Genomic DNA, 23,841 nt, shown 5'->3' with positions numbered 1-23,841 from the left:
CATAAATAATACTTCCAAATAATAAGAATACTGGAAGGATTAGTTTTTTTAGCAGTTTGTTTTTCATAAAATTTAGTTTAGGTTGTTTTTAAAATTTTGATATTTAATTAATTAGACTTTAAAATCTAACATTTTGTATCAGAAACAAACGAAGAATTTGTTTTTTCAACAACCAATTCTTTGGTTACAGAAAAACTAGCCGTTTGTTTGATGCTTAATGACGAAGTTCCAATAGCTACTTTGTCATTAAATGTTTTTTTTTTTTCATTTTGTTTGTTTTTGGTTAATAATAGTTTTTAATAGTGATTTGCAAATTTTAAATGTTCTGCAAATTTTCTTTAATGAATTTTACTCCTAATCATCAGGAAATAAAAGACATAGATTAAACTATATTCGAATAATTTCGAAAAGTTATAAGTCTCTATTTTATTTAGAGATAGTTGTTTTTAAAGGGATTATTGCTGTTTTATTTCACCTTTTTTTAAAGGATTACATTTTCAAAAATGGAACAATACATGCCCAGGTTGCATCAAAATTTTCCAAGAAACAACCATGCCCTGCATTAGGAATGATTGCGATTTGAGATTTTGGGATAAATCTTGCAGCACTTACTACACGTTCAACAGGATTACCTCCATCTCGGTCTCCCGCCATGACTAGAACAGGACATTTTATTACACTTAATAAGTCTTTACTCACAGTAACATTATTATAGCAATTGGCCACTTGTGTGAATAAATCTTCTATTCTATTAGGTTCAGGCATCAATTTTAATTGCTGATCCCAAAAAGGTTTGTCCATTTCAAAGGCCATTTTAGAAGTAAATTTAAACTCTCTTACACCTGGACTCACTTCTCCAGCACCCATGACAATCATTTTTTTGACTCTTTCTGGATACATTGCCCCTAATTGATAAGCCGAATAACCGCCATCGCTAAAGCCAAGTACTATAACGCTGTCTTTGGTAACCGCATTGATTACCGCCATGGCATCGTTGGCACGTTGCTCGAGAGTAAGCGGCTCGGTACCTAATTCGGATTTGCCATGACCACGGGTAGAAATAGCGATTACTTGATATTTATCCTTGAAACGATTAATAAAATCGGAATATTCGACAAGAGTGCCAAATAATCCGCCATGTAATAATACGATAGGTTGTCCTTTGCCATAAACTTCATAATAAATTTTGGCATCTTTTGCTTGTACATAATGTCCCGCTTTTGTGTTATTCCCGTAAGGTATTTTATAGACCACATTGGCGGGCTGAAAAGCTCTTCTTAAATTTTTTTGCTGTGCCTGAACATTTGACATGAAAAACAGAAAAATGAAAGCAGTTACTAATTTTGAATACATATTGATATTATTTTAAAAGTGAATGAAGTTGTATTGATTGGTTTAATAATTCTTTTCTAGAAAATCAAATTCTTTTTTCAAAAATCCGCGCTTAGATTCCATTTTATCGCCTACTACCATGATAGCACCTGACTGTTTATTATAACTTTTCCATTCGGGTAAATTGCCTCCATTTGGATTGCCCGTTTTTGCAAAATTGACCCAATAAGAAGAAAAAACAGTTTCTATTTCTTTGTCTAATGGCTGCCATGGACGATTCCAAGTATGCAAATTATGAAGTACATACGGAACTTCCGAAGTGTGAAAAGCTCCATAATTAGGAAAATTTGGCTTATCTGGCGCAACATGACCAAATTCATAGATATAACTTGCTTTAGTATTAAAATTGGCCAATAAATGAGCAGGTTCACCTGCAAAGCCTAATAATGTCAATTTTTGTTTAACTGTTTTAACCTCCTCTGCCGTAGCTGCGGGGAAAATACTCAAAAACGCATCGGCTTTATTGCCATATTTTGCTTGCGCTTCTTTTTTATAATCGTCAACAGTCATGTTAGAATCTCCAAAAAAACTTCCATCCCCAGTTACCCAACCAGTTAAAACAGGTGTTTGATTGTGCAAGCCTTTTTTGAAATGTTCTAACAAATTAACTGGTAAAACATAGCCGTCCATTGTTGTCCCAAATCTGCCTACTTCAGGATTATTGCTCAGTATTTGCAATTCTTCGGCTGATTTTTTTCGCAATTCAGCTAGTGAATTCGTGTTAGCTTTTTTCATAAAAACAACCCCTTGCTCTTCGGATTTTTCCAAGTTTTGACTGAGCATGTTATTTAACAAACCTCCACTTTGTGCAATAGCTTTGTGAAATAACCCTTTTGCCAACGGCGAAGCAATCAAAGCGGTTACACTAAACGCCCCTGCAGATTGACCCGCAATCGTCACATTATTAGGATCACCTCCAAAGGCTGCAATATTTTCTTGAACCCACTTTAATGCGGCGATTTGGTCTAGAAAACCATAATTACCCGAGGCTTGATGGCCTGACTCTTTGCTTAACTCCGGGTGTGCCATAAAGCCAAAAACGCCAACTCGATAGTTAATACTAACGAAAATAACCCCTTTTTTTGCCATTTCTTCGCCATCATAAATAGCACAATTTGCCGAGCCACTATTTAACCCACCTCCATAAATCCATAAAAAAACGGGTTGTTTTTTGGATTTAGCTTTTGCAGTAGTCCATACATTTAGATACAAACAATCTTCATTGATAGGTTCAGGTTGCGCAAGAAACTCCTCCGTCCAACAAAAGAAAGACTGCGGTTTATTTTGCATAGGACTTGCCGAAAAAGCTTTACATTGTTTTATGCCTTTCCAGTTTTGAACAGGTTGTGGAGCCTTCCATCGCAAATCACCAGTTGGTGCTTCAGCAAAAGGAATACCTTTAAAAATGCGAACTGTTTTATCCGAACTAGCTGTACCTTGAATTTTACCATTACCAGTTCCTACAATTGGGTTTTGAGCTTTTACAAAAACCGAAAAGCATAAAAGGACTAATAGGAGGTTGTTTTTCATAATCTTATATTTTTTAAAAGAATGTTTATATCGGATTTAAATTATAAAAATGGTTGAGTCTATTTTTTAGCTGCTTGATTAATCTTGTTGGTAATATCTTTGAAAAGCCCGGAATACATTGCTTTAATGAGTTGCACATCATGTGTTAGCAAAATCATGTTAGCTCCCGAATTGACATTTTTAACGGCTTCTTCCGGTGTAAGCGCAAGACGAAGTAACGATTGGTTTGGAAACGATTTGACTATTGCAGCCATCTCATCTAATACCTGTACTACCTTTGGATCCTTCCAATTACTCACTCCAAGTTCCATCGAAATATCGCCTGGACCAATAGCAACACCGGTAACACCATCAACTGCCAATATTTTTTCTAAATTTTCTTTTCCTTTCAGGCTTTCAACAATCATAATGCAAACTACATCTTTGTTCGCTTGCTGACGTCGTTCATATTCGTTACCGCTATAACTAATTGAAGCTCTTGCAAAACCTGAGCCTCGAACACCAAGCGGTTTGTATCGACACCAAGAAACCAATTCGGCAGCTTCTTCAGCTGTTTCTACATGAGGAAATAAAAAACCGCTGGCACCGGCATCGAGCATTCGTTCTGTCAGATTTAAGGAACGTTCTCCAAGTCGGACAAGGGTAGGAACTTTATGGAGTTCAGCAGCAATAATGGCTTGACCAATATCGTTGTAGTCGCGTAAACCATGTTCAAAATCTAAGAAAACGAAATCAGCCCCGGCCTCGCAAACCACTTCGACCATTGTAGGATGAGCGATATTGATTACGGCACCTTTTAAAATTTCGCCATTACTAAGTCGGTCTTTTAATTTTTCTTTTCTACTGGTGTTTTTAATCGTATCAGAGGATTTTTTGTCAACAAATTTACTATTAATGTATCCTACTCGTTCCGTTGTTTTATAAACCACAGTACTCGCTTGAAAATTATTGCTCAAATTTTGCTGTCCGTAAACACACAAGGATAGCGATAAAATGGCTACTATTAATACTAATTTTGTGTACATAACGAGTTGTTTTAAGGATTAAAAACTATTTTTAATATATTGAAAAAAAAATTAAAGTATCGACTAATTACATATACTTCAGAATTTCCCAATTCAATTTAATCTACTTTATAGCATTACTTTTAAATACTTTTTGAAAAAATAATAAGTGATACGGTAATGCGTTTTGCCAATAATCCCATGAATGCCCTCCAGGTCTTTCTATATAATCATGAGGAGTGCCATTATAAACCAATCGTTGATGCAATTCCCTATTTGACGCTATTAGAAAATCATCAACTCCACAATCTATAAAAATTGACAAACCGTTTTTTTTAATGGTATCTATCATATTCATAATAGAGTTTTTGACAAAAACTTCGTTGTTCGGGTCAGAGGTACCCAGAAGTTTTTGGAAACGCTCATTTACTGATTTTAAACCCTCAGCATTCATTTTAGAATTTGCAAAATTCATATCCATAGCCCCGCTCATTGTACTTGCGGCACAAAACATATCAGGATTACGTGCAGAGAGATACATTGCGCCATGACCACCCATTGACAGCCCTGTTATTGCCCTCCCTTCTTTGTTTTTTATAGTGCGATACGTATTATCAATTTTAGGAATTACCTCCTTCATAATGTGCGTTTCAAATTGACTGGCCTTGTCATAGGGACTATCCATATACCAGCTAAAGGCTTCACCTTCGGGCATTACAATGATAACATTATATTGATTAGCCAGATTTTTAACTAACATCTTGTCTGGAGTTTGTTTTAGCCAGTCTCCGAAATGACCTGCACCACCATGTAATAAATATAATACTGGGTAAGATGCCTTACTCTTTGCATAAGAAGAAGGTAGTACCACTGCTGCTTTAAATATTTTGCTCATTGACGGGCTTTGTATGGCAACACTATCAACAGTAGCAATTGGATTTTGTGCTTTTGCAATAACTGAAAAGCATAAAAGGAATAATATGCGGATATAATTCATAATCTTATTTATTTATTTATTTATTTTTGTTACTTTTCCTATTGCTCATAATCATAAAATCCTTTTCCTACTTTCTTTCCCCATTCCCCTTTTGTGTATTTTTCAACAACAGTGGGAGAAGGTCTGTCTGCAGATTCACCACTTTCCTTGTATTTTTCCATTCCTACATGATAGGCTAAATCGACCCCGGTAAGGTCTAATAACTGAAATGGTCCCATAGGATAACCCAATCCGTTCATGGCGGCGGTGTCTATATCTTCAAAACTAGCAACACCCATATCCAGTAGCTTTAAGGCTTCCTGTCTTGTGGCTTGCAAGAGACGATTCACTAGAAAACCGTATATCTCTTTGTGAAGTAAAACAGGTGTTTTATTCATTTTCTTGGCAGCATTCATTACTGAATCAACTGTTTCCTCTGAAACGTGTGGTCCTTGTACCACCTCTACCAATTTCATCACCAAGGCAGGGTTAAAAAAATGCATATTGCAAACTTTCTCCGGTCGATTGGTTGCATCGGCAATTTTAGAACTTACGATGTACGAGCTATTTGTAGCCAAAATAGTATGAGCAGGACAAATTTTATCTAAGTGAGCAAAAAGTTCTCTTTTTACTTCTAATTTCTCAATAATAGCTTCAATTACAAGATCAACCTCTACGACTGCTTCTTCAATTGTGGGAACAAACTCAAGGTTTGCTTTAGCTTGACTGACTGCTTCTTCGGTTAATTTTCCTTTAGCTACCCTATCTTTCAAATAATTATCGGCGAAAGCAATTGCTTTTTCCAGAATATCAGGATTGGTATCTGTACACTTTACTTGAAATCCAGACAAAGCTGCACATACCGCGATTTGATGCCCCATATTACCTGCTCCGACAACTGTTATTTTAGTTATTTCCATGTTATAGAATTATAATTGATTCCGTATTACTATTTACTCAATTCTTTGATTCCTTTTTGAGGCAATAAAATCTTAGGTGTTTTGTACAACTGTTGTGATTTTTGCAACGTGAAAAATGCTTTGTTTTTAATATCTAGCGATGAGCTTCCTATTTTGATAGTATATATGCCTGCATCAGCTATCCACGCAGATTTTGCAGGATTGAAAGATGCTAAGTCAGCGGTCGATATATTAAAAGTTAAGGTTTGAGATTCATTAGGCTGCAATAATTTTGTTTTTCCGAAAGCTTTTAATTCACTTTCAGGCTTATTTAATTGACTACTTGGAGCTGATAAATACAGTTGTACGATTTCTTTTCCTGCCACTTTGCCGCTATTGGTCACTGTAATCGTAACTTTAAGGTTATCCTTAAATGCTTTACTGCTCAATTTTAAATTATCATATATAAATGTGGTATAAGATAGACCATATCCAAAAGCATAAGAAGGCTTAACTTTGAAAGTATTGAAATAACGATAGCCAACATAAATACCTTCTTCATAAGTAACTTCTGCAGCATCAGTATCCGCCAATAACATTTTATTAGATATTACTTCAGTAACCGTACCTGGATAATTTTTACTGGAAGGCTCATCTGTATAGGCGACAGGAAAAGTCGTTGCCAACTTTCCTGAAGGATTGACATTCCCTTTCAATATATCAGCAATAGCATTCCCACTTTCTAAACCTCCTTGCCAAGCTAACAAAATGGCATCCGCTTTATCATTCCAACTGGCAGTTTCTAGCACCCCTCCAATATTCAAGACCACAACTACTTTTTTACCTTGCGCTTGAAAGGCTTTTGAAACCGTTTCAAACGTTACTTTTTCTGAACTGGTTAGATTAAAATCTGTATCTAAAGTTCTATCTACAAATTCACCTGAATGCTTCCCAATTGTAAATACGGCAATATCATTTTCGAGTGCCATTTTTTGAGCTAATGCAACGTCAACATACATTTCTGGAACAACAGTATGAGGGTGAAAAGGAGATGCAGGCGGTGGCAACTTGGCTTTACTCTCTTTATAATAGTGTTTGTAACTTGCAGCCAAGTTCGCGTGAACAGTATAATTGGCATTTTCTAATCCTTTATCCAACGAAATCATATAGCTTTTATTAACATCACCACTACCAGTTCCTCCTGCAATTAATTCATAACTATTATTCCCAAATAAAGCGACTTTTTTTACAGTTGTCATCGGTAAAACTCCTTCATTTTTTAACAAAACCATGCCTTCACTCGCAACTTGACGAGAAATTTTAGCATGTTGTTTCAAATTTGGTGTTTCAGAATATTTATAACCTTTGAAAGTAGGTGATTTTAAGACAAGCTCTAATACGTGTTTAACATTCTCATCTAACTGCTTCATTGGGAGTTTACCTGTTTTTACAGCTTCGATAATCGATATCTTTTGAGCCTTTGTTCCTGGCATTAAAAGATCATTACCTGCTTCCATTTGTTCAACGGCATTTTTACCTGCAAACCAATCGGTCATCACCAATCCTTTGAACTTGGATTCATGTCTTAAATAAGTATTTAATAAAGGTTTATTTTGAGAAGTATAAGTACCATTAATCATGTTGTATGACGACATAATAGTCCAAGGTTCAGATTTTTGAAGGGCAACTTGAAAGTTTTTTAGATAAATTTCTCGCAAAGCTCTTTCACTAACCTTTACGTTCATTCGGAATCTGTTAAACTCATGGTTGTTCGCTGCAAAATGTTTTATTGAAGTACCAATTCCATTGCTTTGCACGCCATTGACTATGGCAGCAGCCATACTACCAGAAACTAATGGGTCTTCTGAATAATATTCAAAATTACGTCCCGCCAAAGAATTACGATGAATATTCATGGCCGGTCCTAACAAAACATCAACGCCATATTCTTTTGCTTCATTACCAATAGCTACACCCATGACCTGAACCAAATCAGTATCCCAAGTAGAAGCTACTAAAGTACCTATTGGAAATGCAGTTGCGTAATATGTTCGGGCGGAATCATTCCCTCGAATAGGAGAAATTCGTACACCAGCGGGGCCATCCGATAAAGTAATAGAAGGAATTCCTAAACGTGAAACTGCATGAGTTCGTCCCGCCGATCCCAAAATTTTCTCTGCAATACCGGCATCAGTAGAATCCATCTCAGGAATCATACCGTCTGGAAGTCCTGGAATAAACATTCCCATTCCTGTAACGAGATTTACTTTTTCTTCAACTGTTAGCGCTTGAAGTATTTCATCAATAGAATTTTTGCCCAATTGCGGTAGATTTTCATCTGATCCATTGTCTTCGCTATTTTTCTTAAAACTAAAGATAATAATAAGTATGAATGGTACGATATAAAGAAATTTTAATTTCATAATTTAAGGTTAATTTCCAATAAAAAAAACAGAGTTTCATTTCATAGACTTAGAAGAAGCTATTTTAGACTTTTCATTATCTTTTTTTCGCCACCAATTTGATAACATTGACCCTGAAATAGTCATCCAAGGCACCGCTATCACTGATGCTAAACCAACAGTTGCTATTTTTCCCATTTGTAAGGCTATTCCAGAAGCTAACCCGCCATTTTGCATACCTACTTCCAATGAAATGGTACGGCATGATGCTTCGTCCAGTCCCATAAATCTTCCGCTCCAATAACCTAATAAATAACCAATTGTATGGTGAATCATTGCAGATAAAAATAACAATGGCCCAATTTCTAATAAAGAATCTCTCCCCGATGAAACAATAACAATCATCATCATCAAAACACCCAACATTGAAAGTTTAGGTAACATAAACTGTATTTTTTTTATACCATTACTAAGAAACCTATTGACAAGTAAACCTAATAGTATTGGTAAAATAATGATTTCAGCTACATGGAGCATCATCGCTTGTAAATCAATATCGACGTATTGACCCGCTAACAACTTCATTAACAAAGGAGTAAGAAATGGCGCCAAAAGTGTAGAAATCGCAGCAATAGTAACTGACAAAGGCATATTAGCTTTGGCAATAAATGCCAAAACATTGGAGGTTACTCCACTGGGTACCGTACCCATCAATATAACACCTGCAGCGATTTCGGGTGGAAAACCAAAACTTTTGGCTAAAGTAAACCCGACTAAAGGCATAATAGTAAAGTGACTCACTAAACCAATTAAAACAGCTTTGGGCGTTTTAACAACACCTTCAAAGTCTTTTATACTCATTTCGGTACCCATGGTAAACATTATCAACTGTATAAGAGGAACAATAAAGCCAGTGAATTTAAAATCACCAATTTCTTGGAAATATTGCGGATAAAAAAAGCCAACTGAAACTGCTGCTATAACCCAAATCGTAAACGACATTTGATTTAGAAATGAAACGTTTTTGCCTCCGATTGCTAAACATATAAGTGAACTAACAATAAAAGGGCCTGTTGCCAATAATCCGTCTCCAAAAACTAACATTCCTAGTGCTGAAAGCCCTAAAACGGCAGAAATTACAAGTAAGAATTTATATATTTTTGTCATATTTAATTAGTTATGTATAGATTTTTCTAATTTTTAATAATCAATTATTGTTTCGTTATTTTTAAATCTCTAAAATATCCTTCAGTTCCAATTTCTACCCAAAGTCCAATGCCTCCCTCTGCATTTTCTCCCAATTTTAAGTCATTGACAGTTAAAACAGGATAGGTACTATCATTTAAAAATAATAGGGCTTCTTTACCCTTAACCTCAATTCTCATTGTAATCCATTCGTCTAAGCCCATATCTGAATAGGATTCATACTTTTCTGGACTTATTTGTCTTAGCTTATCGAATTTAAAATCAGGATAAGCATAATATTGTATACTATGATTGCGCCGTATTTGGTCATTAGCCCTGCCATTTGTAGGACGTATATAAATCGATTCGTAAGTTGAATTTTTATCGTCAATTCTAAAAGCCAATCCTATAAAACCTCTTGCAAAAGCTGGTGCATTTTTTAATAAACGACTCAAAACTTTGACTTCAATACTACCATTTATAAAATTCAAATCTTTTATTCTGACAAAAGTGGGTTCATCAACAGCTTTCACAGCAGTATCTTTGACCACTTTTAGTACTTCTTTATCTTCTAATTTCTCAAAAGACATATGTACTTGATTCGGCTGAAGGTTTTCTTTGTTGAATTGAATTGTTTGACCTGATATACTTATATAAACCATTAAAAAACAAACGCCAAGAATGTATTTTATGTTTTTCATTTTATTAACTTTAAATTTGAAGCAAATACCAAAAATTGATAATGGTAACACTTCTTTTTTATCCTTATATAATTATTTTGTAAACAACCCAGCCCCTAGAACGGAACCTAACGTACCGGGTTTAATATGCAGATATAATTTATCGGTTTGGTCTTCTATTATTTCTAATCTTCCTTCTTTTTTTAGAACGACATCTTTGCTTATTTTTAATTTTTCTGGATTGGCATTTTCGCCAAATCCCTGTGGACCACCACCTTTGTTCACATAGGAATTATAACCTACTATTACTGAATTTTCTATCGAAAAAGAGTCTTTCTCCTCTTTATTTAAAATCCATAATACATTAGCATTACTGATTACATTGTTATAAAATTTAAAATCACTAGTCGCTGACCATGTCCAAACGATACCACCATAACTATCAATAATAACATTATGGTGCATTGAAGAGTTAGTTGCTGGATTATTCCACATTACTACAGCATCCTTAACTCCATAAAAAACACAATGATCTACTTCAAGAGCCTTCCCATTTGCTAAAACAGCAAGATGATTAGGAATGGCTAATTTATTTCCCATAAACAAACATTGTGTTATTCTAAAATCTTCTAAATTTTCCCCTTCCCAAACTATTGGATAATTTCTAATTAGAATACCTTCAGATGGATTTTCATGTACAGGCTCTCCTAAAACTCTTAATCCTTGAATAGTTACATGGCTGTTTTGAATTAGGACACCAAAATTTTGACCTCCTGTTACTTCTCCTTTAGCATTTTTCTCTACCGAGAAAGGCATAGTAGAAATTAATATAGGCATATCTGAAGGACTCCAGCTTATATCATCCGGCAATATTTCAGCTCGAATAACAAGACGATTATTTTCGGTAAACTTATGATTAACAGTATTAAAGTCAGCCGTTTCGTTCATACCATAGACACCTGAAGATAAATAAATAGTAATAGCGCCTTCTCCACTTGCTTGATTTACTCTTTTTGCTGCTTCACTTAATGTTTTTAGAGGATTTTCTTTTGTTCCTGAATTAATATCATTGCCTGTTTTGGGGTTCAGGTAAATATTTTCAACTATAGTAATTGAAGAACTTTGTGCAAATGCAAGAAAAGTGAAGTCTAAAAAAAGACAAACCGTTATTACTATTTTTATATATCTCATATTCAATCTGTTTTTTACTTTATTTACTTTTCAATATTTGTAACACTAATTGCAATTTTTTTACTCAAATTTTCTACACTTTCTCTTAGCTTTTCTTCTACCTGCTTGTGCGTAAATTGGTTCGTTCCATCAATTCTAGCTAACATAGGAACTGTCAACGCTGCAACTGCATTTCCATTCATATCTAATATGGGAAATGAAATAGCATGAAGTCCTTCGTATTGTTTACTCTTTATGGATGCAAATCCTTTTGACACTACATCCTTTAGACTATTACTGTAAGCTTCAATTTCAGTCTCCGTTTTATTTGGAAGACTCTCTCGTATTCTGATTTCCTTGATTATAGGATCCTGAAAGGCCAGAAATACCATGCCAGATGCCGAAGGAGCCACCTCAATTTCAGAGCCAACTCGAGTCATAAAACCAAGTCCATTTGGCGGTTGAATGGACGCTATAACGGTTTGAAAACCACTGTTGTAAACTCTCAAATCACAAGGAAAAGAAACTGCTCTTGACAAACCCTCCATAATTGGAAGTGCCTCCGTCAACAAACGATAAGTAGGCGGATGAAAATGGGACAATTGAAACAACTTAGAAGTAATGGTATAAACATTGCCATAATTGGTAACATAATTCCTTTGTACCAAACAATTCAACATCCGATAAATTTCCCCCAATTTTCTTCCAAGTTGAGCAGCAATTTCTTGCTGTGTCAATCCGTTTTCAGACTTACTAAGAACTTCTAAAATATCTAAGCCTTTGTCTAATGCTGGGGCGGAATAAGCTCCATTTTCTTCTTTCTCTTTCATATCTGATTTATTTTACGATTTATTTTGTTTAAATATCCGCTATTTTAAGCAAAATAAATCGTAAATCAAATTACATACCTATTTGATGCACTTCGATGATATTTCCATCCGGGTCATGAAAGAAAATTTGGTACCAACCTGCTAATGCCCATTTGCCATAATCAGCATAGGGAATATTCTGCTCTTCTAATTTCTTTTTGAACCCTTCTATGTCATCCGTTCTAAAACAGAAATGACCATTTTTGATTGGATTAATCCATTGGTTCATTCGGTGGCCTGCATCATTATCCTTTTGGGTAATATGAAATTCTATGGTGCCATCGGTTATAAATTCAACTTGCCCGTCATACCTGTTTTCGGTGTCCTCGGTTGTCAATCCGTGTTCTTCGTCTTGAAGGCGACTCATGCCGAAAATATTTTGATAAAATTTGGATAATCTTGACACATCTTCTGTGCATAGATTCATGTGATGATACTTAAATTTCATGTTTTTAAAATTTATAAATTGTTATTTCTTTTGCAAATATGAAATAATATTTTCAAATATAAAAAAATAATTTGTATTTTTGTTGAAATTCACATTTATTCACGTATTTGTGAGAATACATAACAATATGCAAGAAAGCATTTTAGAGTCTAAAACTCAATCAAATGAACAATGTAGTCCTACAATGGTACGTCGTGTGGCTGCTATGTTAGACTTAGATACTCGTTCTTTTTCAGAAGGAGCTATATTACCAAAGGGATGGCATTTTTTTATGCTAGCTGGTGAAACACGTAAATCCGAATTACGCCAAGATGGATTCCCCGGTTTGGGTGTTCCTATTCCTAATCTTGGGTTACCAAGATTACTTTTAGGAGGAAGAACTGCATCCTACAATGGTGACATTATAATAGGTTCGGTAGTAGAGAAAACCAGTTTTATCAAAAGCATCGTAGAAAAAACAACTAATTCAGGACCAATGGCAATTGTAACTATCCAACACGAATTACGCCCTGTTGCTGCATCAATTCCCGCCATTATTGAAACCCAAACTTATATTTTGCTAAGTGCGAGTACCGCTTCCAAGAATTCTGAAAAAACATCTTCTCAACCTATTGAAACAGAACATCAGCAACAAGTAATTCCTGATGAAACACTTATATTCCAGTACTCTGCATTAGGATTTAACTCTCATAAAATTCACTTGGATAGAGGCTATGCTCAAAATGTTGAAGGACTTCCAGATTTGGTGGTAAACGGTGGTTTGACTACACTTTTATTATCTGAATTTATAAGAACCCATTTGAAGTTGGAAATAACAGCTATAAAAGTAAAACATATAGCACCGCTGTATTGTAACAGACCGATGACCCTGACTGCCGAACAAAAAGAAACGGGCTGGGAGTTGAAAGTTTTTGACGATAATAATGAAATAGCGGTAGAGGCCGAAACTAACGTAAAATGAGAAATATGAAATTTGAACCATTAAAAGGCATCAAAATATTAGATTTAACATCCGTAGTTGTTGGTCCAGTGGCTACTTGGCGATTGGGGCAGTATGGAGCAGAAATTATTAAGGTTGAAAACCCTTCGGGAGATTTGATGCGTGGTCTTGGAGGAATGTCACCTACGGGACAACATTCCGGAGCTTACTTACATCTTAATCGGGGGAAAAAAAATATTTGTCTCGACTTAAAAAAAGAAAGTGGAAAGGAAATCATTCAAAAATTAGTAAAATGGTGTGATGTAATTGTTGCCAATATGCGACCCGATGCTTTGGAGCGTTTGGGCTTAGATGCAGATACCATCAGGTCGAAATATCCAGAAAAAATATATTGCTTGATAACTGGCTATGGCACAGATGGTCCTTATTCGGGATTGCCAACGTACGACAGTGTTTTGCAAGGTGCTTCGGGTATTGCAGGATTAACGATGGCTCGTGATGGAAAACCGGCTTACGTTCCTATGTTAATCTGTGACCATGTTGTTGGCGAAATTACGGCAGGCACAGTTATGGCCGCATTGATGCAACGTCAAAATACGGGTATAGGTACAAGTTTAGAAATACCGATGTTTGAAACCATGGCATCTTTTGTTTTGCAAGAACATTTAGCACAACAAAGTTTTGAACCACCTGTTGGTCCTCCGGGAGATCTTCGACTTTTAAGCCCCCATAATCAGCCCGTTAAAACCAAGGATGGATATATTTCCTTTACCATCAATACGGATGCTCAGGTACAAGCCTTTTTAAAAATAACGGATAAAACTGAATTACTCCATGATGAACGATTTATAACTGTGGCAAGCAGGGCGAAATACGTTTCAGAATGGTTTGAAATTCGTGGTGCGGCACTCGATAATAAATCCACTGATGAATGGCTTAAAATATTTAGAGAAACGGACCTACCCGCTATGCCATGCCATACGCTTGAAACATTAACTAATGACCCACATTTAAGGGCGGTTGAACTAATAGATTTTGAAAATCATCCAACCGAAGGAAAAACAGCGGTAATTCGTTCGACCATAAAAGTTGATGGACAATATCCTTCCGCTCGATCTACCGCAGCTCCTTGTGGATGGGACACAACCGAAATTCTTAGCGAATTGGGATATTCAGAAACGGAAATGGAAAAAATTTTAATAGAAAAAGCAGCCTACAATTATAAAGGCTCAAAGCAATCATAAAAGCAGTTATTAAATTTTTTATATTACTTAAAAAATTTAATCCAATGAAATTGCCATGATACTACAACACAAACTAGTAGGAAGAATGGCAATACTATATTCTTTAAAAAAATAAAAATTATCTACCTATGAAACAATCTTATATCATTGATGCTATTCGAACGCCAATTGGAAGTTTAGGCGGAAGTTTATCAACTCTTCGTGCAGATGATCTCGCAGCATTACCAATTAAAGAACTTATAAAAAGAAATCCAAATTTACCAACAGAGCTGATAGACGATGTCATTTTAGGATGTCATAACCAGGCTGGTGAGGATAATAGAAATGTAGCTCGCATGGCTTTACTTTTAGCCGGAATACCATACACTGTTCCTGGTGAAACAGTAAATCGTTTATGTTCGTCAGGAATGTCAGCGATTATTCATGCCAACAGAGCCATAAAAGCTGATGATGGGGATATTTTTATTGCAGGTGGAATGGAACACATGACACGTGGCCCGTGGGTGATTTCTAAAACTTCAAAACCTTTTGGCAATGATGCACAAATGTTTGATAGTAGTTTTGGATGGCGCTTTATTAATCCAAAAATGCAAAAATTATACGGTGTAGATCCAATGGGCATCACCGCTGAGAATTTGGCAGTAATGTATGCAATAAGCAGAGAAGACCAAGATTTGTTTGCTTTTCGCTCACAACAAAAAGCATTTATTGCACAACAAAACTGCATTTTAGCGGATGAAATTATGAAAGTTGAAATGGCGGACAGAAAAGGAAATATCACTATTTTTGATACAGATGAGTTTGTTAAAGGCAGTACAACACTAGAAATTCTCTCCAAATTAAATCCCATTTTTAAGAAAGAAGGTGGAACAGTAACCGCTGGAAATGCTTCTGGATTAAATGATGGAGCTGCTGCTATGTTAATTTCTTCGGAAGAAGCTCTAAAAAAATATAATTTTATTCCAAAAGCAAGGATTGTATCCTCGGCAGTTGTAGGCGTTGAACCTCGAATCATGGGAATCGGTCCTGTTGGAGCAACACAAAAAGCGTTGCAAAAAGCAGGTTTAACCCTCGACCAAATAGACGTATTTGAATTCAATGAAGCTTTTGCTGCTCAATGTTTAGCGGTTACTCGAAACTTAGGAATTGCCGATGATGATCCAAGGGTAAACCCAAATGGTGGCGCAATTGCACTTGGACATCCACTAGGAATGTCGGGCACTCGAATCATTCAAGCGGCAGTAAATGAACTGCACCGTTCCAAGAAAAAATATGCACTTGCCGCTATGTGCGTTGGTGTTGGAATGGGTTATGCTGTAATAATAGAAAATGTCAATATATAAACTAAAATGAAAAATATAAACTTAAACGAAGGTAAAAAATACACTAATTTACTTTTAGAAAACAAAGTCTGTGTAATTGTCGGAGCGGCTTCTTTGCGAAGTATTGGATATGCTACGGCTGAACTTTTTGCAGCTCATGGAGCTAAATTAGTCCTTCTTGACTTGGTAATGAATGAAGAAATTGCCAATGAGGTTGGTACAGCTATTGCTTCACATATTGGCCATAAACCGGATATTATTTATCTACAATGTGACATACGAAAGGTGTCAGATTGTGATAAAGTGATAGAAAAAGCAGTGGCACATTTCGGCACTATTGACTGCTTAGTAAATTCTGCAGGTATTGTAAAATCAGAAGGAATGTTATCTATCACAGACGAAGCCTATGATTTGATAATGGATGTAAACCTAAAAGGTACTTTCAATATTTGTAAAAGTGCCTTGAAAATATTTACTGAAAAGCAAGCTGGAGTTATCGTCAATTTATCATCATTGTCAGCTCAACGTGGCGGTGGATTGGTAGGAGGGTCTCATTACGCTGCTTCAAAAGGTGGAGTTACCAGCCTTACTAAAGCTATAGCCCGAGAATTTGCACCCATGAATATTCGCGCTAATGTAATTTGCCCAGCTATGATTGAGACAAGTATGTTAGACGGACTTTCGGAAGAACAATTGAATGATGTAATTTCAGGAATTCCATTAAAACGTGTTGGCAAAACGGTAGAGTTAGCAGGGACTTGCCTTTTTTTGGCTTCCGATCTTTCTGGATTCATTACTGGTGCTACAATTGATGTTAATGGTGGAATCCATATTCATTAATATTGTAATAGGACTGTCTGTTATTAATACCAAAAGAAAAACTTGCCCCAGATTTTACAGATTTTTATTTAATTCTTTTAAATTTTTATTTTTTTTCTCAAATCTGTGAAAATCTGTGAAATCCGTGGAAAAAAAAATATTGGCACAAGTTAAGGATAGTTATTTATTGTAAAGTGATTTTGGCAAAGGCATCTTCCATTTTTTCTAATCCTATAATTTACGTGTTTCCCTAAAATAAAAAGTAAAATTAAAATAAAGTAAAAAGATGATAGAAATAGACACACTACCACAAAATGAAATAAAAGAAGGGTTTAAGGCAAGATTTGTTCATACAGAAAATTTAACCTTGGGTTACTGGGATGTTGAAGAAGGGGCAATTTTACCCATGCACGCCCATTTTCAGGAGCAAGTCACCCAAGTTTTGGAGGGGAAATTTGAATTGACCATTGGCGAAGAAACAAAAGTCTATGAAAAGGGACAACTTGCTGTCATACCTCCTAATGTCGTGCACGGAGGAAAAGCACTTACAAAATGCAAGATATTTGATATATTTTGTCCCGTAAGAGAAGATTACCAAATTTAATTTTTAGTTGTTTTATCAAATCAATTTTAAAACTATCGAAAATGATAAGAGAAGTTAATTTTAATATGAGATTTACATTGTGTTTAACCTTTTTATTAATTTCTAATCTACTTTCTGCCCAGAAAGTGGAGGCTAAAAAAAAAGACAACTCGTCTCTCCATAAACAAATAAGTACTTTGAATTCTGAACAACTTCTTGCTCGTATTACAGCCACTGAAGACCGCCTTGAAATTCTGAACCTTCTTGCAGGTTCTGCTTTTAGTTCTGATGTTGCATCGGAACCGTATTGGACAAACATGTTTACAGAAGATGCCTCCTTTGACCGTGGTCCACGGCAAGAAAAAGGTCGAGATGAAATCTTGAAAATCGTCAATGCTCCTGAACAAAAAGAAGCGATTAAGGCTGGAATGACACATTTAGCTATGCTTCCCCACATCACGCTAAATGGTGATAATGCTGTAGCTACTGGTTATTTGCTCATAGTTGTGCCAGATACAACAGCCTCTCATATTAAACTTCCCGGTAAAGGAACTTCTCCCGGATTCTCTATTTATCAACTTACAGTAAACCAATGGAAACTCTCACGAACTACAGATGGATGGAAAGTTAGTAATCGCACCGTGAGGCCTATATCAAGCGCCGATTCTCGTGCTATTATTCAACAAGCAATAGAATTGAAGAAATAATTAAAAATAATTTGTGCGATAAAAAACGCTTCAGATTTCTTTTGATTTTTCTGATGCCCATTTGTCAAATAGTTCTACTTGTTTATTGTAGCCATAATATAAATACAATCCACCCAATTTAGGTTGGATTTGCAACATAAGGGAACCATTTATTTCCTACTCAAACTTAATGATGTTAACTAGAGTAAACTAATCTAAACCTAAAATAAGGTAAAGTCATTCCATAAAAAAACGACTGAAAATTACTTCGCAGTCGTTTGTATATAATAGTTTTTTTTAAGGATTACCCTAAAAATGCTTTGAATTGCTCGTACGTTTTAATTTTTGTGCTTACTTTCTCTTTTCCTAATACACTTTCAATTTGTGCAGGAATAGGTAATTTTACGTTTAATGTTGGTTCGACCGTATCCAAAAACTTAATTGGGTGAGCGGTTTCTAAGAAAATACCAAGTGCATTTGGGTGGTTTTGTAATTCTTTTTTCAATCCAAGATAACCAACTGCTCCGTGAGGTTCTGCAATGTAACCATCTGTATTGTAAATGGTTTTCATGGCTTCTAAAGTCTCTGCATCAGAGAACGTAAAAGAAGAAAAATCTTTTTTGAACTGCTCCAAATCATTGTGATACATTTCCTGAATTCGGATGAAATTACTTGGATTCCCAACATCCATCGCATTCGAAATCGTGGCTATTGAAGGTTTTGGGTCGTAAATTCCGTTTTCTAAAAATCTCGGAACCGTATCATTCACATTCGTTGCCGCTACAAAATGCTCAATAGGTAATCCCATTTTTTTAGCAATAATTCCCGCGCAAATATTCCCAAAATTCCCACTTGGACAAGAAAATACTAACGGTTTGTTCTGTTTTTTTAATGCTTTATACGCAAAGAAGAAATAAAACATTTGTGGCAACCAGCGCGCTATATTAATTGAATTTGCCGATGTCAAGTTGTGATGCTTCAAACTTTCATCTAGGAAAGCTTTTTTGACCATATCTTGACAGTCATCAAAAACGCCGTCTACTTCAAGTGCTTTAATATTCTGACCTAAAGTTGTCAATTGTCGTTCCTGGATATCACTCACTTTCCCGGATGGATACAGAATAATCACTTCAACACCTTTTACACCAAGGAAACCACTGGCTACAGCACCGCCTGTATCACCAGAAGTAGCTACAAGAACGGTATTTTTACTCTCTTTGTTATCTTTATTGAAATAACCCAAACAACGCGACATAAATCGCGCGCCTACGTCCTTGAAGGCCATCGTTGGACCATGAAATAATTCAAGGGAATAAATGCTTTTTTCCACTTCGACAACAGGGAAATCAAAACACAAGGTTTCGGCAATGATTTGTTTTAAAGTGTCTGCTGGAATTTCTTCACCTACAAATTGTTGAATCGCTTCAAAAGCAATTTCTTCGTTGCTCAAATTTTCGATAGTATCAAAAAAAGTAGGAGCCAACGGGGTAATAGTTTCAGGGAAGTACAATCCCTTATCAGTTGCTAATCCTTGTATTACGGCTTCTTGAAAAGAAACTTTTGGTGCGTTATGGTTTAAACTGTAATATTTCATTTTTTTTGTCATTGGGAGTCACGAAGCAAACTCCTTATTATTGTAATTAACTAATTATCTTCATTCCTTCATCATTCACTTTTGAAACGTGAATTTCATACGGTAAATTCATGGCGTCGTAAACAGCGCTCATGGCTTTAGCGATTTTATTAGCGGTTTCTTCCCCTTTGCTTAATGCAAAAATAGAAGGACCGGAACCTGAAATTCCAGAACCTAATGCTCCGTTTTCGTAGGCTGTCTTTTTTATTAAATCAAATCCTGGTATCAAGACACTTCGCAACGGTTCCACGATTTCATCATGTAATGAACGTCCGATTAAGTCATAATCTTTGGTGTATAATCCAGCAACTAATCCGCCCACATTTCCCCATTGTGTAATAGCACTTTTCAAGGAAACCGTTTGTTTTAATACGGAACGCGCATCCGATGTTTTCAACTCAATTTGAGGGTGAACCACAGTGGCGTACAATTCAGAAGGGCTTTCTATTTTGATAATGTCCAACGGATTTGAACTTCTTACCAACGTAAAGCCACCCAAAAGGGCAGGAGCAACGTTATCAGCATGAGCGTTTCCACTGGCTAGTTTTTCGCCTTGCATAGCGAATAAAACCAACTCTTTTCGGGTAAATGGACGTCCTAATAATTCATTTATTCCAAAAACAGCTCCAGCTGAACTTGCGGCACTACTCCCAATTCCGCTTCCAGCTTTGATGTGTTTGTATATTTCGATTTCGAATCCAAATTCTGTTTCAATAGCTTCAAGCATAGCCAAAGCGGCAACTCCAGCTACATTTTTTTCGGTTTCCAAAGGTAAGTCTGCACCCACAATTTTAGTGATGCGAATCCCTTTTATGTCTGATTTTCGAATAATCATTTCATCACCCGCTGTTTCTAAACAAAGTCCTAGAACATCAAATCCACAGGATAGATTGGCGATAGTGGCTGGGCAAAATATTTTTATTTCATTCATATATAGTAGTCTTAAAGTCTAAAGTCATAAAGTGGTAAAGTCTTAGGAATGAACATAAAATCAAGTGGCTAACTTTCAGACTTTACGACATTCGACTTTACGACTTATTTATACGTTTCCAATTCTGATTACATCAGCAAATATTCCTGAAGCGGTAACTGCAGCTCCGGCACCAGCGCCTTTTATCAATAAAGGTTGGTCTACATAACGATCTGTAAAGAATAAAACAATATTGTCTTTTCCCTCCAGATTGTAAAAAGGATGGTCTTTAGGAATGAATCTTAATCCAACATTTGCTTTTCCATTTTCGAATTGCGCTACATATTTTAGTCTGGATTCTTTACTCAAAGCTTCCTTGTAAATAGCTTCAAAATGAGAAGCGTGTTTTAACAACGATTCAAAAAATGCTTCATTTGAAGTTGTTTCAAGGCACTCAGCTGGCATAAAAGACTCATTCGCAATCTCGTCAATTTCCATTTTGTAGCCACTTTCTCTAATCAGGATTAATATTTTTCTGGCAACATCAATCCCGCTTAAATCAATCTTAGGGTCTGGCTCTGTAAATCCTTGTATACCAGCTTCTTTTACAACGTCATGAAAAGTATTGTTTTCATCAAAATTATTAAAGATAAAGTTTAGACTTCCTGATAAAACAGCCTGAATTTTATTCACTTTATCACCTGAGGCAATCAAGTTTTTTACGGTATCAATAATAGGTAATCCAGCTCCAACATTAGTTTCAAAAAGAAAAGGAGCGTTGAACTGTCTGGATAATTTTTTTAGTTTTTTATAATTGTCATACTCAGAAGCACAGGCAATTTTGTTGCAAGTAACTACTGCAATATTGCGTTTTAAATATTGTTCATAGGTTTTTGATATGCTTTCATTTGCAGTAATGTCAACAAAAATACTGTTACGTAAATTGAGTTCTTTTACATTTGCAATGAACTTCTCTTTGTCAGCAGGTTCTCCGGTTTCTAATAAGAATTGCCATTCTTTTAGAGAAATTCCGTCTTCATCAAAATACATTTTTCGTGAATTAGACAAAGCAATAACACGTAAGTTTATTTTCAGATTGTCTTTTAGGAATTTCTTTTGTTGGTGAATTTGTTCGATGAATTTTTCACCTACATTTCCAACCCCCATTACAAACAGGTTTAATTGTTTTGTGTTTTCTTCAAAAAAGTTTTCGTGCAATGTATTCAATGCTTTCTTTACATCTCTTTCGTTGATAACAGCCGAAATATTTCTTTCGGAAGCACCTTGAGCAATCGCTCTGATGTTTACGTTATTTTTACCCAAAGTGCTGAACATTCTTCCGCTTAAACCTTGATGATTTTTCATGTTTTCGCCAACCAAAGCAATAATACAAAGGTTTTTTTCAACGATACAAGGATCAATTTTGTTTTGTAAAATCTCTATTTCAAAAGCTTTATTGATAGCTTCTTCAGCAATATCAGCATCCGAATTTAGAATACCTATACAAATAGAATGCTCCGATGAAGCTTGAGTAATAAAAATTACATTGATACTTTCATGCGATAATACTTCAAAAAGCCTTTTTGACGAACCTGTAACACCAATCATTCCTGGTCCTTCAAGTGTAATCAAAGTAATATTATCGATGTGGCTAATTCCCTTTACAGGATTGGTGTGAACCATTTCCTGATTTGAAATAAAAGTTCCTTCGGCTTCTGGTTCAAAAGTATTTTTGATATGAATTGGAATATTCTTTCTCAATACGGGTTGAATGGTTGGCGGATATAAAACTTTAGCACCAAAATGCGACAACTCCATTGCTTCCTGATAGGAAATGAAGGCGATTGGTTGTGCTTGTTTTACAATCTTCGGATTGGCAGTAAACATCCCGTTAACATCAGTCCAAATTTCTAAGTCGGATGCATTTAATGCTCCTGCGATTATTGCGGCAGTATAATCAGAACCACCACGACCTAAAGTAGTATTTATACCATCAAGTGATGCGGCAATAAATCCAGGCATCACAACCACTTGATTTTCATTAGAAGCAAAGAAATCAGCAATTAATTGATTTGAAACTTCAAAATTTACGGTAGCTTTCCCAAAGTGATTGTCTGTTTTAATCAATTCTCGGCTGTCTTTATAGCTGCTGTTTTTTAGATTTTGTTTTAAGGCTTCAGAAATGATGTAAGAAGACAATAATTCACCAAAACTTAAAATAGTATCGGAAGTTCTGGCTGATAATTCACCCAAAAGAAAACAACCGTCCAGTAATGTTTCAAGGTGATTTACAATTCTTTTTATATGACTTAACAGACTACTTTGTTCACCCACAGGAATAAACTCTTTTAAGGCATCTAAATGTTTTTTCTCTATCTCAGCAAGAATATCTTTGAAGCTTTCATCTCCGGCAGCCGCTTTTTGGGAAGCAAGTTGGAGCATATCAGTAACTTTACTAAAAGCAGAAACCACTACTACTAATTTTTCTTCTTTTGCTTTATTGATGACGATATCAAGAACCAGTTTTATATTTTGAGCATTGGCAACCGAAGTTCCGCCAAATTTTAATACTTTCATTGTATATGTTTTATTTTAAAAATGCAATGTTTTTTATACATCCAAAATCTTTCTCCTTTTCAGGAAAAAGTATAATAAATAGGATTATATGTAAAATGAATACCCCTAAGGGGTAGTTGTAGTTGTTGTAGCAGTAAATGTAACAGCAATTGCAACCCAGTTTTGAGTTGTTATCGAAGATTGATATGTTGATCTGTTGTTTACCATTTTGATTTCCCAAAAGTACAGTTTTTTATAAAAAACAAAACATTAAATGTAGTTTTTGCGAATATTTTAAAAAACTAATCACATTTGGATTAAAAATAAATATTTTTCAATAAATTCCCTTTTCGTTGATGTGATTCTTATAATTGTTTGGGTTTTATTATACTGTTGAGTTGTTGTGTCTTACTTTTGAGTAAACTTAAATTCTAAATTCATTGCTATTTCTATTCAATACATTCTGAATTTCTTTAATTTTATACCAATAAATTATTTCATAATACAAATTTACCAATATCCTTTAGGGAAGAATTTTAATGAACCCTGAATAATAGGATAATTTGCATGAAATTTATTTTTTTTTGGATGCT

The 23,841-nt window shown here is 35.4% G+C and carries 20 protein-coding genes; 6 read left to right on the top strand and 14 right to left on the bottom strand.

The annotated features are described in order from the left end of the window. Positions 1-489 precede the first annotated feature (489 nt). From T410_RS14170 to T410_RS14120, 11 genes are all read right to left on the bottom strand, one after another. Positions 490-1,353: an alpha/beta fold hydrolase gene (locus T410_RS14170; RefSeq protein WP_051929436.1), complete on the bottom strand. Its 864-nt coding sequence runs from the start codon at positions 1,351-1,353 to the stop codon at positions 490-492. 42 nt (positions 1,354-1,395) lie between these two features. Further along, entirely contained in the window at positions 1,396-2,922 is a 1,527-nt protein-coding gene (locus T410_RS14165) for a carboxylesterase/lipase family protein (RefSeq protein WP_035672933.1), read from the bottom strand. A gap of 59 nt (positions 2,923-2,981) precedes the next feature. Then, complete coding sequence (locus tag T410_RS16545; RefSeq protein WP_051929435.1) at positions 2,982-3,947, bottom strand: HpcH/HpaI aldolase/citrate lyase family protein; 966 nt, start codon at positions 3,945-3,947, stop codon at positions 2,982-2,984. Positions 3,948-4,050: 103 nt separating this feature from the next. Next, positions 4,051-4,923: an alpha/beta hydrolase family protein gene (locus T410_RS14155; RefSeq protein ID WP_035672930.1), complete on the bottom strand. Its 873-nt coding sequence runs from the start codon at positions 4,921-4,923 to the stop codon at positions 4,051-4,053. A 38-nt stretch (positions 4,924-4,961) separates the two neighbouring features. Then, positions 4,962-5,822 (bottom strand): 3-hydroxyacyl-CoA dehydrogenase family protein, encoded by an 861-nt coding sequence (locus tag T410_RS14150; RefSeq protein WP_035672928.1) that lies wholly within the window; start codon positions 5,820-5,822, stop codon positions 4,962-4,964. Between the two features lie 29 nt (positions 5,823-5,851). Then, entirely contained in the window at positions 5,852-8,224 is a 2,373-nt protein-coding gene (locus T410_RS14145) for a glycoside hydrolase family 3 protein (protein ID WP_081897850.1), read from the bottom strand. Positions 8,225-8,260: 36 nt separating this feature from the next. Further along, positions 8,261-9,370: a bile acid:sodium symporter family protein gene (locus T410_RS14140; RefSeq protein ID WP_035672925.1), complete on the bottom strand. Its 1,110-nt coding sequence runs from the start codon at positions 9,368-9,370 to the stop codon at positions 8,261-8,263. 44 nt (positions 9,371-9,414) lie between these two features. Beyond that, entirely contained in the window at positions 9,415-10,089 is a 675-nt protein-coding gene (locus T410_RS14135) for a hypothetical protein (RefSeq protein WP_152556960.1), read from the bottom strand. 72 nt (positions 10,090-10,161) lie between these two features. Then, positions 10,162-11,259, bottom strand: a complete 1,098-nt coding sequence (locus tag T410_RS14130; protein ID WP_051929434.1) for a hypothetical protein — start codon at positions 11,257-11,259, stop codon at positions 10,162-10,164. A 23-nt stretch (positions 11,260-11,282) separates the two neighbouring features. Beyond that, a complete protein-coding gene (locus T410_RS14125) occupies positions 11,283-12,068 on the bottom strand; it encodes an IclR family transcriptional regulator (RefSeq protein ID WP_035672922.1) in 786 nt (261 codons plus the stop codon). Positions 12,069-12,138: 70 nt separating this feature from the next. Then, a complete protein-coding gene (locus T410_RS14120; protein WP_035672919.1) occupies positions 12,139-12,555 on the bottom strand; it encodes a VOC family protein in 417 nt (138 codons plus the stop codon). 127 nt (positions 12,556-12,682) lie between these two features. Between T410_RS14120 and T410_RS14115 the strand changes: the two genes are divergently transcribed. The 6 genes from T410_RS14115 (at position 12,683) to T410_RS14090 (ending at position 18,170) form a co-directional block, all read left to right on the top strand. Next, entirely contained in the window at positions 12,683-13,516 is an 834-nt protein-coding gene (locus T410_RS14115; RefSeq protein ID WP_035672917.1) for a hypothetical protein, read from the top strand. 5 nt (positions 13,517-13,521) lie between these two features. Next, positions 13,522-14,739, top strand: a complete 1,218-nt coding sequence (locus tag T410_RS14110) for a CaiB/BaiF CoA-transferase family protein (RefSeq protein ID WP_035674611.1) — start codon at positions 13,522-13,524, stop codon at positions 14,737-14,739. A gap of 128 nt (positions 14,740-14,867) precedes the next feature. Further along, entirely contained in the window at positions 14,868-16,082 is a 1,215-nt protein-coding gene (gene pcaF, locus T410_RS14105; protein ID WP_035672914.1) for a 3-oxoadipyl-CoA thiolase, read from the top strand. 6 nt (positions 16,083-16,088) lie between these two features. Next, positions 16,089-16,901 carry an SDR family NAD(P)-dependent oxidoreductase gene (locus T410_RS14100; protein WP_051929433.1) on the top strand — a complete coding sequence of 271 codons (813 nt, stop codon included), beginning with the start codon at positions 16,089-16,091 and terminating at the stop codon, positions 16,899-16,901. A gap of 265 nt (positions 16,902-17,166) precedes the next feature. Next, positions 17,167-17,484: a cupin domain-containing protein gene (locus T410_RS14095; RefSeq protein WP_035672911.1), complete on the top strand. Its 318-nt coding sequence runs from the start codon at positions 17,167-17,169 to the stop codon at positions 17,482-17,484. 41 nt (positions 17,485-17,525) lie between these two features. Next, positions 17,526-18,170: a nuclear transport factor 2 family protein gene (locus tag T410_RS14090; protein WP_035672909.1), complete on the top strand. Its 645-nt coding sequence runs from the start codon at positions 17,526-17,528 to the stop codon at positions 18,168-18,170. A 283-nt stretch (positions 18,171-18,453) separates the two neighbouring features. On the opposite strand, the gene thrC is transcribed toward T410_RS14090, so the two are convergent. The 3 genes from thrC to thrA all read right to left on the bottom strand — a co-directional run bounded on the left by thrC (position 18,454) and on the right by thrA (position 23,269). After that, positions 18,454-19,743, bottom strand: coding sequence for a threonine synthase (gene thrC / locus T410_RS14085; protein WP_035674605.1), 1,290 nt, complete (start codon positions 19,741-19,743; stop codon positions 18,454-18,456). A 46-nt stretch (positions 19,744-19,789) separates the two neighbouring features. After that, positions 19,790-20,713, bottom strand: coding sequence for a homoserine kinase (locus tag T410_RS14080; protein WP_035672906.1), 924 nt, complete (start codon positions 20,711-20,713; stop codon positions 19,790-19,792). A 108-nt stretch (positions 20,714-20,821) separates the two neighbouring features. Continuing rightward, positions 20,822-23,269, bottom strand: coding sequence for a bifunctional aspartate kinase/homoserine dehydrogenase I (thrA, locus tag T410_RS14075; RefSeq protein ID WP_035672904.1), 2,448 nt, complete (start codon positions 23,267-23,269; stop codon positions 20,822-20,824). Between the last annotated feature and the right edge of the window lie 572 nt (positions 23,270-23,841).

It is taken from the genome of Flavobacterium sp. 83 (genome assembly GCF_000744835.1).
Classification (GTDB): Bacteria; Bacteroidota; Bacteroidia; order Flavobacteriales; family Flavobacteriaceae; genus Flavobacterium.
Note: the sequence above shows the minus strand (reverse complement) of the source record. Positions and strands in the feature narration are given on the sequence as shown.

Excerpts from the sequence above, each read along its gene's own strand:
- T410_RS14170 (WP_051929436.1), bottom strand. The coding sequence starts at position 1,353 with ATGTATTCAAAATTAGTAACTGCTTTCATTTTTCTGTTTTTCATGTCA.
- T410_RS14165 (WP_035672933.1), bottom strand. The coding sequence starts at position 2,922 with ATGAAAAACAACCTCCTATTAGTCCTTTTATGCTTTTCGGTTTTTGTA.
- T410_RS16545 (WP_051929435.1), bottom strand. The coding sequence starts at position 3,947 with ATGTACACAAAATTAGTATTAATAGTAGCCATTTTATCGCTATCCTTG.
- T410_RS14155 (WP_035672930.1), bottom strand. The coding sequence starts at position 4,923 with ATGAATTATATCCGCATATTATTCCTTTTATGCTTTTCAGTTATTGCA.
- T410_RS14150 (WP_035672928.1), bottom strand. The coding sequence starts at position 5,822 with ATGGAAATAACTAAAATAACAGTTGTCGGAGCAGGTAATATGGGGCAT.
- T410_RS14145 (WP_081897850.1), bottom strand. The coding sequence starts at position 8,224 with ATGAAATTAAAATTTCTTTATATCGTACCATTCATACTTATTATTATC.
- T410_RS14140 (WP_035672925.1), bottom strand. The coding sequence starts at position 9,370 with ATGACAAAAATATATAAATTCTTACTTGTAATTTCTGCCGTTTTAGGG.
- T410_RS14135 (WP_152556960.1), bottom strand. The coding sequence starts at position 10,089 with ATGAAAAACATAAAATACATTCTTGGCGTTTGTTTTTTAATGGTTTAT.
- T410_RS14130 (WP_051929434.1), bottom strand. The coding sequence starts at position 11,259 with ATGAGATATATAAAAATAGTAATAACGGTTTGTCTTTTTTTAGACTTC.
- T410_RS14125 (WP_035672922.1), bottom strand. The coding sequence starts at position 12,068 with ATGAAAGAGAAAGAAGAAAATGGAGCTTATTCCGCCCCAGCATTAGAC.
- T410_RS14120 (WP_035672919.1), bottom strand. The coding sequence starts at position 12,555 with ATGAAATTTAAGTATCATCACATGAATCTATGCACAGAAGATGTGTCA.
- T410_RS14115 (WP_035672917.1), top strand. The coding sequence starts at position 12,683 with ATGCAAGAAAGCATTTTAGAGTCTAAAACTCAATCAAATGAACAATGT.
- T410_RS14110 (WP_035674611.1), top strand. The coding sequence starts at position 13,522 with ATGAAATTTGAACCATTAAAAGGCATCAAAATATTAGATTTAACATCC.
- pcaF (WP_035672914.1), top strand. The coding sequence starts at position 14,868 with ATGAAACAATCTTATATCATTGATGCTATTCGAACGCCAATTGGAAGT.
- T410_RS14100 (WP_051929433.1), top strand. The coding sequence starts at position 16,089 with ATGAAAAATATAAACTTAAACGAAGGTAAAAAATACACTAATTTACTT.
- T410_RS14095 (WP_035672911.1), top strand. The coding sequence starts at position 17,167 with ATGATAGAAATAGACACACTACCACAAAATGAAATAAAAGAAGGGTTT.
- T410_RS14090 (WP_035672909.1), top strand. The coding sequence starts at position 17,526 with ATGATAAGAGAAGTTAATTTTAATATGAGATTTACATTGTGTTTAACC.
- thrC (WP_035674605.1), bottom strand. The coding sequence starts at position 19,743 with ATGAAATATTACAGTTTAAACCATAACGCACCAAAAGTTTCTTTTCAA.
- T410_RS14080 (WP_035672906.1), bottom strand. The coding sequence starts at position 20,713 with ATGAATGAAATAAAAATATTTTGCCCAGCCACTATCGCCAATCTATCC.
- thrA (WP_035672904.1), bottom strand. The coding sequence starts at position 23,269 with ATGAAAGTATTAAAATTTGGCGGAACTTCGGTTGCCAATGCTCAAAAT.